Raw genomic sequence first — 11,345 nt, 5'->3', positions numbered from 1 at the left:
TCTCCACCGTGGGGGTGGGGGACGGGGTCCCGGAAGGCAGGAGGTTCAGCTGCCCGGCGTCGTAGGCCCGGCTGGCGGGCAGCACGGCGCGAGCGAAGTCGCCGGACACGAGGCAGCGCCAGAAGCAGAGCCAGGCGAGCCAGAAGCGCGCGAAGAACGACAGCGAGGCAGACGGGTCAGTCATCGACTCCGGATAACAAAGCCCGCCTGCTTTGCAATTCGGCAGTTGCCCGAAATGCCCCCAAATGCAAAGGGCCTCACGGTTTCCCGTGAGGCCCTTCGTTTTCAACATGGTGGAGGTGGACGGGATCGAACCGACGACCTTCGCATTGCGAACGCGACGCTCTCCCAACTGAGCTACACCCCCATTACGGGCCCTGCGCGCTGCGCCCCGGCGTTTGGGCCGCCGAGGTGAACGGGCTAGTACCGGACCCCTTTCTTGCTGTCAAGCGCAAGCCTTCGCAACGCATCCGTGCGATTGACGTGCCGCGCAGCGGATGCCATAAAAACCCTTCTTCTCAGGCGTACCCTTCCCGCCCGGTGTCCCTCCCCCCGGTAATGTCTACCTCCCCTTCAAAGACGTTGAGCCCGGCCGAGCTCGCGAAGCTCGAACACGCGTTCGCTTCAGACCCTTCGTCCGCCGCCTATAAGCCCTTGGCCGAAGCGTACCTGAGCATGGGTCGCTTCATGGAGGCGATGGTCGTCTGCAAGAAGGGCGTGAAGGCGCATCCCAACGCCGCGGACCCGCGCGTCCTCCTCGCCCGTGTCTATGCCGACCAGGGCAAGGACAAGAAGGCCCTGGAAGAAGCGCTCGGCGCGCTCCAGGTCCAACCCGAGGACAAGGCCGCGCTGCGGCTGGCTGGCGCCATCCAGCTCAAGACGGGTGAAGCCGAGCCCGGCAAGGCGAACCTCCTCAAGGCCTACAGCGTGGATCCGGGAGACCCGGACACCGTCACGCTGCTGCAGCAGCACAAGATCGAGCCGCCGCGCCCCGCCGCGCCCGCGCCGGTCGTCGCGCCGCCGGTGCTGACTCCGTCCGCCACCCAGCAGTCCGCGTCGGCCCTCTCCAACGTCGCCGCCACGGCGGGCGCGGAGGCGCAGGCCCCCGTCGCGCCCACGCCGAGGCCCCCGTCGACTCCGCGTGCTCCCTCGGGCCCGTCCGCCCCGGTGCGCAACGAGGCGCCCCAGCGCGCCACCCCCCAACGCCGCCCGCAGCAGGTGGTGGTGGAAGAGGTGGACGACGAGGATGACGACTCACCCCGGCATCGCGGCGGTGGGCGTGCCTCCAGTGGACGCGGCAAGCTGGTGACGCTGGCGCTGCTGGTGGCCATCCCGGTGTTCGCCGGTGGCTACGGCTGGTACACGGCGCACACCCGGAAGATCTCCCGCGAGCTGAAGAAGCACCTGGAAGGCTCCGCGGAGCTCCTCAAGCGCGACTCCTTCGATAGCTACAAGAAGGCGTGCGAGGAGGCCGACAAGGCGCTGGAGGTGAATTCCGACTCCGGTCTGGCCCATGGTTACCTGGCGTACGCCTACGCCATCCGCTGGGGTGAGCACGGCGGTGGTGACGATGCACGCCGTCGCGCCGAGGAGCATCTGGCCGCGGGCATGAAGGCGGGCGACGTCAGCTCGCACCTCATCGCGGCCGAGGCGCTCGTCCAGACGTACGGCGGCAAGGGCAAGGACGCGCTGGGCAAGCTGGAGGAGAAGGTGCGGGCCCTGGACTCCCAGGGACGCTCCAGCTCGCTCCTGTACCTGACGCTGGGCCTCATCCAGATGAACGCGGGAGACCTGGACCGCGCGCGGGACACCCTGGAGCGCGCGCAGACGCTGGCGCCGGACGACCCGCGCGTCTACTCCGGCCTGGGCGCCGTCTACCGCCGGCTGGGCCAGGACAACACCGCCTGGAAGAACTACGACCTCGCGCTGCGCTACGCGAAGGACCACCCCGAGTCGCTCCTGGGCCGCTCCCTGCTGATGCTGGAGCAGGACGAGCCCAACTTCGGGCTGGTCCAGACGATGCTCAAGAAGCTGCTGGAGGCGGAGCCGCCGCCGTCGCCCCGTCAGCTGGCCGCCGCGCATCTGGCGCGCTCGCTGCTGGTCAGCCGCGTGTCCGCCGAACTGCCGGAGCTGAAGCCGGACGTGCAGCAGAAGCTGGTGGAGGCCACCGCGGTGCCGTTGGAGAAGGACAAGGCGCGCGCGGAGATGCTCAAGAGTGAGGAGACGGGCTTCTCGCTCGACAAGCAGAACCCGGAGCTGCACCTCATCAAGGGCCGCCGGCTCCTGACGGAAGGCAACTTCGAGCAGGCCGCCGAGGAGATTCGCAAGGCCATCCGCGTGGACTCCTCGCGCGCCCAGTTCCACGTCGAGCTGGCCAAGGCCCTCATGGGCAAGCAGGGTGGCGAGAAGGAAGCCGCCGAGGCGCTGCAGACGGCCCTCAAGACGATGGGCGACAGCCCCAAGCTGGTGGTCATGCTGGGCAACGCCCTGCGCCGCCAGGGCAAGCTGGATGACGCCCTGACGCAGTACCAGCGCGCCGTGAAGGACCCGAAGGCGAAGAACCCCGAGGCCCGCCTGGCCATGGGCACCATCTACCGGGAGCGCTCCGACTGGCCCAAGGCCCAGGAGCAGTTGGAGAAGGCGAGCCAGGAGTTCGTCGGTCAGCCCGAGCGGTCGGCCGTGGCGCTCACCGAGCTGGCGCGCGTCTTCCAGGGCAAGGGCGACGCGGCGAAGGCGGACGAGACGTACCAGCGCGCGCTCAACGCCGACGAGGGCTTCACCCCGGCGTACTACTACTACGCCACGCTGCTCTCGAAGGACGCCAAGCAGACCCCGAAGGCGAAGATGCTGGCGCAGGAGTACCTCAAGCGCGAGCCGAGCGGTGAGCACGCCAACGCCGCTCGCTCCCTCTCCGGAGGGTGAGCGGGGTCCGACTCCGTCGCCGGGGTCGGACAAGCGGGGCTGATGCGCGCGGGCAGCACGGCGCGCATCGTGCCCGCGGGCCTGGGTTGATGTGGCCCGGGCCCGAGGCTATGCCCCAGGTGTTTGCCTTCCCACGATTGTCAGGACACGAAGACGCGGACCCGAGCACCCCAAGGGTGCCGGGCGGGCGGCCGTTCGCGAGCGCCCTGTCGCGGTGACGTGTCCTTGCCCACCCCCGGGTGGTGCTTGTATGGGAGGGCCGTCAACGCGTCGGCAGTGCCCCTGTCACGCCCTCCCCTGGAGTCCGCTTGAGCGCGCGTGCAGAGTCCATGTCGACGACCGCGTCCGACCTGATCTCCCTGATGAAGCCGAGGCTGTCGAGCCTCGTCCTCATCACCACCGCGGGCGGCATGTGGCTGGCGCCTGGGCCCCTGGCCACGGGAAATGCCCTGGTGACGTTGCTGGCCACGGCCGGCACGGTGGGCGCGGCCAACGCGCTCAACTGCTACTGGGAGCGTCACAGCGACCGGTTCATGGCCCGCACGCAGAACCGGCCACTGCCCTCCGGGCGGATGGAGCCGGCGGTGGCGCTGTGGTTCGGCATCTCCCTGGCGGCGGTGTCCCTCCCTGCGCTCGCGCTGGGGGCCAACGTGCTGACGGCGGCGTTGGGCCTGCTGGCGCTGCTCAGCTACGTGCTGGCGTACACGCCGCTCAAGGCGCGCACCTCGGCGGCCATGCTGGTGGGCGCGGTGCCGGGCGCGCTGCCTCCGCTCATGGGCTGGACGGCGGTGACGGACCGGCTGGACGCGGGCGGCTTCTCGCTCTTCGCCATCCTCTTCCTGTGGCAGATGCCGCACTTCATCGCCATCGCCCTGTTCCGCAAGGAGGAGTACGCGGCGGCGGGTCTCAAGTCGGTGCCCCTGGAGCGCGGGGACGAGTCCAGCCGCGCGCAGATTGTCCTCTACCTGGTGGCGCTGGTGCCGATGACGCTCCTGCCCTTCCAACTGCACATCGCCGGCTCCTGGTACCTGGCGGCGGCGGTGGCGCTGGGCCTGAGCTTCCTGGGCCTGGGAGCGTGGGGGTTCTTCCGCCGACTCGGGAAGCCCTGGGCGCGGCAGGCGTTCTTCTTCTCGTTGATCTACCTTACCGGACTGTTCGCGGCGCTGAGCCTGGACCGCGTTCCGCGCGGCTAGCGCGCGGGTGCCGGCGGGACACACCGCCCCATGCCTGATACCTCGGTCTCCACCCCTCCGGTTCCGCTGCTCCACCTCGAGGGGCTGACCCGACGTTTCAAGGGCCGCGTCGCCGTGGACGGTTTGACGCTGTCCGTGCGGCCCGGCGAAATCCTGGGCCTCCTGGGCCCCAATGGCGCGGGCAAGTCCACGACCTTCCAGATTCTGGCGGGCCTGCTGGCCCCGGACTCGGGTCAGGTGCGCTTCGCGGGGCGGGAGCTGTCGCTCAGCGACCCGGCCCTGCGCCGGCAGATGGGCATCATCTTCCAGCGAGGCAGCCTGGATGACCTGCTGACCGCGCGGGAGAACCTGATGCTCGGGGCCCGGCTGTACGGGCTGACCGGGGAGCGGGCGCGCGAGCGGGTGGAGTCGATGCTCGCGCTCATCGGCCTCGCGGACCGGGGTGATGAGCGCGTGGGCACGTGGTCCGGTGGCATGCGCCGCAGGCTGGAGCTGGCGCGAGCGCTGGTGCATCAGCCGCGCGTGGTGCTGATGGACGAGCCCACGCAGGGCCTGGACGAGGCGGCCTTCCGCACCTTCTGGGCGCACCTGAAGCGGCTGCGCGACGCGGAGGGCATCACCGTGCTGCTGACCACGCACCGGGCCGACGAGGCGGAGGTGTGTGACCGGCTGGCGGTGCTCGACGCGGGCAGGCTGGTGGCGTGCGACACGCCGGCCGCGCTGGCCTCGCGCATGGGTGGGGACATCCTCACCGTGGAGGCGGCCGACCCCGAGACGCTGGCGCGCGAGGTGCGCGAGAAGCTGGGCGTGGACGCGAAGGTGGTGGAGGGGAAGGTGCAGGTGGAGGCCCGGCAGGGGCATGCGCTGGTGCCTCGGCTGGTGGAGGCCTTTCCGGCAGGCAGGTTGTCGTCCGTCTCGTTGCGCCGGCCCACGCTGGCGGACGTGTTCCTCCAGCTCACCGGGCGTGCGCTGGGCGCCGATGTGCCGGCCGCGGAGCCCGCGCCGAGGAAACGCCGATGACCGCCGAGATTTCCACCGCGCAACCCCCCGTGACAGCCGTCGCTCCGGCGCCATCCCTTCCTGGGACGCTCGCGCTGCAGTGGGCGACGGTGCGCGTGCTGATGGCGCGCGACGTGGTGCGCTTCTTCCGTCAGCCCAGCCGCGTCGTGGGCGCGTTGGCGCAGCCCATCCTGTTCTGGTTCGTCATCGGCTCGGGCTTCGCCGGCTCGTTCCGCGTCGAGGGCGCGCAGGGGCTGGGCTACCAGCAGTTCTTCTTCCCGGGCGTCGTCACCATGGTGCTGCTGTTCAGCGCCATCTTCGCGACGATTACCGTCATCGAGGACCGGCGGGAGGGCTTCCTCCAGGCGGTGCTCGCCGGGCCGGGCTCGCGGCTGGCGGTGGTGTTGGGCAAGGCGCTGGGCTCGTCGGCCATCGCGCTGATGCAGGCGTCGCTGTTCCTGCTGCTGGCGCCGCTGGCGGGCGTGAGCGCGGCCACCGTCAACCTGCCGCTCTTGTTCTCGGTGATGGTGCTGTCGGCGCTGGCGCTGACGGGCATGGGCATGTCGCTGGCGTGGTGGGTGCGCTCCAGCGCGGGCTACCACGCGGTGATGAGCATCGTGCTGCTGCCCATGTGGGTGCTGTCCGGGGCGATGTTCCCGCTCAAGGGCGCGGGGACGTGGCTGTCGTGGGTGATGGTGCTCAACCCCATGCGCTTCTCCGTGGAGGGCGTGCGTCGGGCGCTCTACGGCGCGGAGGCGTCGGTGGTGGTGGGCTCGCCCATGTCGGGGACGGGGCTGGAGGTGCCGGTGCTGCTCGCGTTCGCGACGGTGTTCGTCGGACTGGCCGCGGTGAGCGTCAGCCGTCGCGAATAGCGCGGACGCGCCGTTGGACAGGTCGGCGTCCTTTGACTACGAGGGGACGCGGACGATGAACTGGTTCACCGAGGAGATTGCACGATGACGCTGCGCACGCTCGGCCTGTCGATGCTGGGAGCCGCGGGGCTGCTGGCCCTGCCCGCTTGCAAGAAGGAGGAGGCTCCCGCCACTCCGCCACCTACCACCCAGGCACCGCCTCCCTCGGCGGCCCGCGCGACGGAGCCTGGCGCCGAGCACGCGGCGACGCCGATTCAGGCGGACAAGGACCCGGGGAACGAACAGGGGAAGGTCGCCGCGCCCGCCGGCAACGGTGCGGTGAAGGGGACTGTGACCTTCACCGGCACGCCTCCCGCCGCGGCCGACCTGCCGCCGAACACCGACCCGGCTTGCGAGGGGCGAGGCTCGAAGGAAGAGGCGGTGCTGGTGAAGGACGGCAAGCTCCAGAACGTGCTGGTGCGCGTGAAGGGGACCGTGGCCGGGGCTCCGGCCGCGCCGAGTGCTCCGGTGGTGGTGGACCAGACGAAGTGCACCTATGTGCCTCGCGTCCAGGGCGCGGTGGCGGGGCAATCGGTCGTCTTCAAGAACAGCGACGGCACGCTGCACAACGTGCGCGGCGTGGTGGGGACGAAGGCGGCCTTCAACGTCGCGCAGCCGCCCTCGGGCGCGCCGGTCCAGAAGCCCGTGCCTCCGGCGGATGACGTGTTGAAGCTCAAGTGCGACGTGCACCCGTGGATGACCGCGTTCGTGGTGAGCAACCCGAACCCGTACTTCGCCACGACGGGCGCGGATGGCGCCTTCGCGCTCCAGGGGCTGCCCGCGGGCACGTACACCGTGGAGGCGTGGCACGAGACGCTCGGGACGAAGACGACCGAAGTCACGGTGAAGGACGGTGCTCCGGCCGAGGTCTCCTTCGCGTTCTCCTCCGAGGACACGTCCGCGAAGAAGTAGGCCCGCGCTTGTCTCCGCGATGCGGGCCTGAATCCAGGCTCGTGTCGCGTGCCGCCGAGGAAGCCGCGAAGAAAGAGCCCCGTGCCTTTGAACGGGGAGCCACTCCCCCGGGTCTGCCTACGCCGCCGGCCGCTCGATGGCGTCCGGTGGCCCCGCCTTCTTCACCGTGAAGCCCACGCGCGCGCCGCCGCCGTCGCGATTCTCCGCGAACGTCTCACCGCCGTGCGCCCGGGCAATGCGCTGCACCAGCGCGAGCCCCAGGCCCAGCGAGCCCGCCTCGCGCGCTTCGCCACCCCGGTCCTTCCGGTAGAAGGGCTGGAAGATGCGAGTCTCCTCGCCCGGCTGGAGTCCAGGACCCCGGTCCTCGACGCAGAACGCGAGGTGCTCTCCCTGTTCCTGCACCCGCAGCTTCTCCACGCCCCCCCCATGCCGCCGGGCGTTGTCGAGCAGGTTGGCCAACGCGCGCCCCAACAGCGTCGCGTCTCCCACCAGCCCCGTCTCCGGCGCACCCACGTCGAGCATCTCCAGCGCGAGCCCCGCGCGCTCCATCGCCTGGGTCGCGAGCGTGCGCCCATCCAGAACGCGAGGCGTGAGCTGACCGAAGTCCAGCCGTGAGCTGGCGAGCAGCTCGCCCACCAACGCGTCCAGCTCCACCACCTCGCGGTCCACCTGGTCCAGCGTCTTGGGATTGCCACCGCCGTCGCGCAGCAGCTCCGTCAGCACGCGCAGCCGCGCCAGGGGCGTGCGCAGCTCATGGGACACCGCCGCGAGCAGCTCCCGCTGGTCCGCCACCTGTTTCTCGATGCGCCCCGCCATGTGGTTGAAGGCGACGGCCAGCACGGTGAACTCCCCCGTCGCATGCGGGAGGACCTCCGCGCGCGCGTTGAGCCGTCCCGCGCCCAGCGCCTCGGTGGCCTGCACCAGCGCATCCACGGGCTTGGCGAGCCTGCGCGCCATCTTCCCGGACGCCATCCACAGCATGAGACACGCCGCGAGCAACGGCAGCATCACCTTCAACGGAGTCTTGCCGCGCGCCAGCCCGTTGCAGACGCGCACCTGTCCCAGGGTCGTGCCCGCGCGCACGACGGGGAGGGTGAACTCGGCGTGTTTGCACAACCCACCCGCCAGCACGAGCAGCTTGCCGCTCGCGTCCGTCACCTCCACTTCGATGTCCAGGTCCTTCGCGAAGGACTGCGCCAGGGCGTCTCGCCGCGCGGGCTCGCTCCACACCTCCTCGAAGCGGTGGCTCGCGAAGTCCTTCAGCCGCATCATCTCCTGCTTCCACGTGTTGCCACCCACCAGGCTGAACACCGTGGCCACCACGACGCCCGTCATGAAGATGCTCAGGCCGAACCACAGGAACAGCCGCCGATGCAGGCGTGAGCGCACGAAGTGCCCGAGCCGGCTCATGCCCCAGTAGTGGTGCCGCCAGTGCGCGCGCTGCTGGCGCTTCCAGTGGAGATGCGCGCGGCGGTGATGTGCCTCCCACGCTTCCAGGGGGTTGGAGAACGGGCCTCGGCGGCGGTCCTTCGCCTCCTTGCCCTCGTCCTTGTCGGCCTGGGTCCACTCTCCCTGCGGCGGGCACGCGCCTTCGCGTTCCCCCTGCAGCCACCGCGCGATGGCGTCGGGGTCGTCCGACTCCGGACCCCAGGAGGGTTCGCACGGGTCCTTCTGATTCCAGGGCCCTCGGCCTCGCTTGCCGTCGCGGCGGCCCATCAGAGTCCCTCTTTGGCGAAGACGTAGCCCACGCCGCGCACCGTCTTGATGAGCCGGGAGCCCACGTCGCCCAGCTTCTGGCGCAGATGCGAGATGTGCACGTCCACCGTGCGCTCGCCCACCACCGTGTCGCTGCGGCCCGCTTCACCGAGCAGCGCGTCGCGGGGGATGACCCGCCCGGCCCGGCGCACCAGCGCCACCAGCAGGTCGAACTCCAGCCCCGTGAGGTCCACCAGCTTTCCTTCCGCGCGCACCTCGCGCCCGGCGACGTCGATCGACAACCCTCCCGCCTCCAGTCGGTCCGCCACCGACGAGGGCTGCGAGCGGCGCAGCACCGCGCGCAGGCGGGCCAGCAGCTCACGCGGACTGAAGGGCTTGGGGAGGTAGTCGTCCGCGCCCAGCTCCAGCCCCACCACGCGGTCCGTCTCATCGCCTTTCGCGGTGAGCATGACGACGGGAATGCGGCTCTTGGCGCGGATGCGCTTGCACACCTCCAGGCCGTCCATGCCCGGCATCATCACGTCGAGCAGCACCGCGTCGTAGGCGCTGGCCTCCAGCGCCGCGAGCCCTCGACCGCCGTCAGCGGCATGGGTGACGTTGACGCCGTTTTGCCCCAGGTACTGCGCGAGCAGCTCGTAGAGGCGGGAATCATCGTCGATGAGCAGGACACGTGTGGACATGGACGGAGTGGAGTCTAGCGCGGCCCCGGCGCGGGGGCCTGGGCCGTTGAGGAAGACGGCGACTCGGGCTGCGCGGGGGCGGCCGAGTGGAACGTGGGCGAGTTGCCCCAGGGCCCTCGAGAATCCCAGCGCTCCGCCCACCCGCCAGCATGGCAGTGGCGGCGGTGGCGGGCGATGCTGGCGAAGCCGGAGGCATAGCCTCCGAGGGTTCCCAGGGCGAGCAGGACGATGAGCAGGCGACGGCGCATGGCGGAGTTCCTCTGACGTTTGTTCGGGGAAGGGGAGCGGCTCACACCATCCGCTGGTCGTCACCGCGCCAGCCGCCACGCCCGCCGCAGTGACGCCCGTGCCAGCCCGGGCCGCCGCGCCAGCCATGGCCCCAGCCGTGCTCGAGCATGTCCGCCAGCTCGCGACGCTGGCGCGCATCCAGCGCTTCATGCACCTGCGAGAGCGCGCCCTGGAGTGAGCGACGGGCGTTCTCCAGCGCCACGTCGTGCCGCGTGAACAGCTCGCGCAGCGCGGCGCCATCGAAGTGCTCTCCGCGCAGCGCGTTGCCCAGGGCCGAGCGGCTGGGGCCCACCTCATCGCGCAGCTTGTCGAAGGCCTCCGTCACCTCCTCGGTGGCCTGGATGATGACCTTCTCCTGACCGGGGGACGTCTCCAGCCGCTCGAACAGCCAGCGCAGCCTCATCCGCCAGCCAAACCGGCTGCCGCGCCTGTGAGCGTGGTGATGCCAGCGACGACCGCCCTTCACCGTGTAGACGAGGCCGGCGAGGCACGCGGTACCCAACAAGAATCCGAACATGGGGCCTGCTCCTTCAAGAGTGCGGGCCCGAAGTAGGGCGCGCACCGGGTTTGATGGGCAGGAAGGTAGAGAACGGGTGTGAAGGGCGCGCCGGAGCCGCATGAAGAAACGTGAAGGACCCGGTGCGGGTTCGGCGCGTTCGGGATGAAGAGGCGAATGTGGCCTGTTCATCTCCCGAGCGATTTTCAGCCTCTCGGATTGTCCTCTGGTCGACGGCCGCCTGCCCGCTGGGCGGAGGTCGGGTGGACAAAGGAAATCGGGAGGTAGATTGTCGCGGCAGTGTCGGAGCGATGTCCGCCCCGCACTGGTGGTCCGGCTGGTCCCGGGTCGCCGTCTAGCAGAAAGAAGAAGGTCACATGGCAATCGGTACTGTGAAGTGGTTCAACGACGCCAAGGGTTTCGGCTTCATCGCTCAAGAGGGCGGCGAAGACGTGTTCTGCCACCACACGGCCATCAATATGGATGGCTTCCGCACCCTCCAGGAGGGTCAGCGGGTGGAGTTCGAGGTGACCCGTGGCCCCAAGGGGCTGCAGGCCCAGAACGTTCGCGCTTACAACGGCTAGCGTCATTCCTGGCCACCCTTGAGTGAGCCCGAGGCCCGGTCTTCCCACAGGGAAGGCTGGGCCTTCGTCTTTGGTGCGAACAGGCCCGTCGAGCAGGCGAGCGCCCGTGCGGGCCACGTCGGGACTCGCCCCCTTCCTTACCTTCATGGCTGAGCGCGGCGCACCCGCCGCCTGACGCCCGAGGGCGAAGGAGACCAAGGCATGGGGGATACCAGCGTGAAGAAGGTGGAGAGCCGGCACTCGCCCCGGGGAGACATGGGGCAGAAGTACCTGGCCTCCGGCGTACGAGTGTCCATGCGGCTGTGGGAGGACGAGCCACCCGGGGAGCCCCGGCCCGCGTCCCCTCGCGACTATGAGACGGTGGGCTTCGTGCTGAAGGGCCGCGCGGAGCTGCACCTGGAGGGGCAGGTCATCCTGCTCAACCCCGGTGACTCGTGGCTCGTGCCGCGAGGCTCCAGCCACACGTACAAGATTCTCGAGACGTTCTCCGCGGTGGAGGCCACCAGTCCTCCCGCGGCGGTGCATGGCCGTGACGAGGGCGCGGAGAAGGAGAAGAAGCCCGCGAAGGCCTGAGGGGTTTCGCGAGGTCGGGAGTCGACGGGGTCGCCACTCGCGATGGAGGCGGGCGGTGACCCCGTCGATGC

The 11,345-nt window shown here is 70.2% G+C and carries 11 protein-coding genes, 1 tRNA gene and 1 pseudogene; 7 read left to right on the top strand and 6 right to left on the bottom strand.

The genetic code is table 11. The features are described from left to right. Both FJV41_RS12895 and FJV41_RS12890 read right to left on the bottom strand, forming a co-directional pair. Positions 1 to 184 (bottom strand): annotated as a pseudogene (locus FJV41_RS12895) (DUF2760 domain-containing protein); the annotation flags it as partial. A gap of 107 nt (positions 185 to 291) precedes the next feature. Next, positions 292 to 367, bottom strand: a tRNA-Ala gene (locus tag FJV41_RS12890). 308 nt (positions 368 to 675) lie between these two features. Between FJV41_RS12890 and FJV41_RS12885 the strand changes: the two genes are divergently transcribed. From FJV41_RS12885 to FJV41_RS12865, 5 genes are all read left to right on the top strand, one after another. Further along, the gene (locus FJV41_RS12885; RefSeq protein ID WP_181790597.1) at positions 676 to 2,922 is read left to right on the top strand and encodes a tetratricopeptide repeat protein; all 2,247 of its coding nucleotides are present in this window, start codon (positions 676 to 678) and stop codon (positions 2,920 to 2,922) included. 308 nt (positions 2,923 to 3,230) lie between these two features. Further along, the gene (gene cyoE, locus FJV41_RS12880; protein ID WP_141642756.1) at positions 3,231 to 4,115 is read left to right on the top strand and encodes a heme o synthase; all 885 of its coding nucleotides are present in this window, start codon (positions 3,231 to 3,233) and stop codon (positions 4,113 to 4,115) included. A gap of 30 nt (positions 4,116 to 4,145) precedes the next feature. Further along, on the top strand, positions 4,146 to 5,135 hold the full coding sequence (locus FJV41_RS12875) for an ABC transporter ATP-binding protein (protein WP_141642755.1): 990 nt from the start codon (positions 4,146 to 4,148) through the stop codon (positions 5,133 to 5,135). Then, complete coding sequence (locus tag FJV41_RS12870) at positions 5,132 to 5,986, top strand: ABC transporter permease (RefSeq protein WP_141642754.1); 855 nt, start codon at positions 5,132 to 5,134, stop codon at positions 5,984 to 5,986. Before FJV41_RS12875 ends, FJV41_RS12870 begins: the two co-directional genes overlap by 4 nt. Positions 5,987 to 6,070: 84 nt before the next feature. Then, on the top strand, positions 6,071 to 6,937 hold the full coding sequence (locus tag FJV41_RS12865) for a carboxypeptidase regulatory-like domain-containing protein (RefSeq protein ID WP_141642753.1): 867 nt from the start codon (positions 6,071 to 6,073) through the stop codon (positions 6,935 to 6,937). Positions 6,938 to 7,054: 117 nt separating this feature from the next. Here FJV41_RS12865 and FJV41_RS12860 read toward each other — a convergent pair whose 3' ends face one another. Genes FJV41_RS12860 through FJV41_RS12845 form a run of 4 tightly spaced genes read right to left on the bottom strand, consistent with a single transcriptional unit; the run spans position 7,055 to position 10,138 of the window. Next, on the bottom strand, positions 7,055 to 8,653 hold the full coding sequence (locus FJV41_RS12860) for a sensor histidine kinase (RefSeq protein WP_246137174.1): 1,599 nt from the start codon (positions 8,651 to 8,653) through the stop codon (positions 7,055 to 7,057). Next, a complete protein-coding gene (locus tag FJV41_RS12855) occupies positions 8,653 to 9,333 on the bottom strand; it encodes a response regulator transcription factor (RefSeq protein ID WP_141642752.1) in 681 nt (226 codons plus the stop codon). The genes FJV41_RS12860 and FJV41_RS12855 overlap by 1 nt, the downstream gene beginning before the upstream one ends. A gap of 14 nt (positions 9,334 to 9,347) precedes the next feature. Then, the gene (locus FJV41_RS12850; protein WP_141642751.1) at positions 9,348 to 9,581 is read right to left on the bottom strand and encodes a hypothetical protein; all 234 of its coding nucleotides are present in this window, start codon (positions 9,579 to 9,581) and stop codon (positions 9,348 to 9,350) included. A 41-nt stretch (positions 9,582 to 9,622) separates the two neighbouring features. Next, positions 9,623 to 10,138 (bottom strand): periplasmic heavy metal sensor, encoded by a 516-nt coding sequence (locus FJV41_RS12845; RefSeq protein ID WP_141642750.1) that lies wholly within the window; start codon positions 10,136 to 10,138, stop codon positions 9,623 to 9,625. Positions 10,139 to 10,494: 356 nt separating this feature from the next. Between FJV41_RS12845 and FJV41_RS12840 the strand changes: the two genes are divergently transcribed. Further along, the gene (locus FJV41_RS12840) at positions 10,495 to 10,701 is read left to right on the top strand and encodes a cold-shock protein (protein ID WP_141642749.1); all 207 of its coding nucleotides are present in this window, start codon (positions 10,495 to 10,497) and stop codon (positions 10,699 to 10,701) included. A 201-nt stretch (positions 10,702 to 10,902) separates the two neighbouring features. Further along, positions 10,903 to 11,274, top strand: a complete 372-nt coding sequence (locus FJV41_RS12835) for a cupin domain-containing protein (protein ID WP_141642748.1) — start codon at positions 10,903 to 10,905, stop codon at positions 11,272 to 11,274. Positions 11,275 to 11,345 lie beyond the last annotated feature (71 nt).

The sequence above is a fragment of the Myxococcus llanfairpwllgwyngyllgogerychwyrndrobwllllantysiliogogogochensis genome (assembly GCF_006636215.1).
Classification (GTDB): domain Bacteria; phylum Myxococcota; class Myxococcia; order Myxococcales; family Myxococcaceae; genus Myxococcus; species Myxococcus llanfairpwllgwyngyllgogerychwyrndrobwllllantysiliogogogochensis.
Note: the sequence above shows the minus strand (reverse complement) of the source record. Positions and strands in the feature narration are given on the sequence as shown.

Coding starts and splice junctions, on each gene's coding strand:
- FJV41_RS12870 (WP_141642754.1), top strand. CDS start 5,132: ATGACCGCCGAGATTTCCACCGCGCAACCCCCCGTGACAGCCGTCGCT.
- FJV41_RS12855 (WP_141642752.1), bottom strand. CDS start 9,333: ATGTCCACACGTGTCCTGCTCATCGACGATGATTCCCGCCTCTACGAG.
- FJV41_RS12840 (WP_141642749.1), top strand. CDS start 10,495: ATGGCAATCGGTACTGTGAAGTGGTTCAACGACGCCAAGGGTTTCGGC.
- FJV41_RS12865 (WP_141642753.1), top strand. CDS start 6,071: ATGACGCTGCGCACGCTCGGCCTGTCGATGCTGGGAGCCGCGGGGCTG.
- FJV41_RS12885 (WP_181790597.1), top strand. CDS start 676: ATGGGTCGCTTCATGGAGGCGATGGTCGTCTGCAAGAAGGGCGTGAAG.
- FJV41_RS12860 (WP_246137174.1), bottom strand. CDS start 8,653: ATGGGCCGCCGCGACGGCAAGCGAGGCCGAGGGCCCTGGAATCAGAAG.
- FJV41_RS12875 (WP_141642755.1), top strand. CDS start 4,146: ATGCCTGATACCTCGGTCTCCACCCCTCCGGTTCCGCTGCTCCACCTC.
- FJV41_RS12835 (WP_141642748.1), top strand. CDS start 10,903: ATGGGGGATACCAGCGTGAAGAAGGTGGAGAGCCGGCACTCGCCCCGG.
- FJV41_RS12845 (WP_141642750.1), bottom strand. CDS start 10,138: ATGTTCGGATTCTTGTTGGGTACCGCGTGCCTCGCCGGCCTCGTCTAC.
- FJV41_RS12850 (WP_141642751.1), bottom strand. CDS start 9,581: ATGCGCCGTCGCCTGCTCATCGTCCTGCTCGCCCTGGGAACCCTCGGA.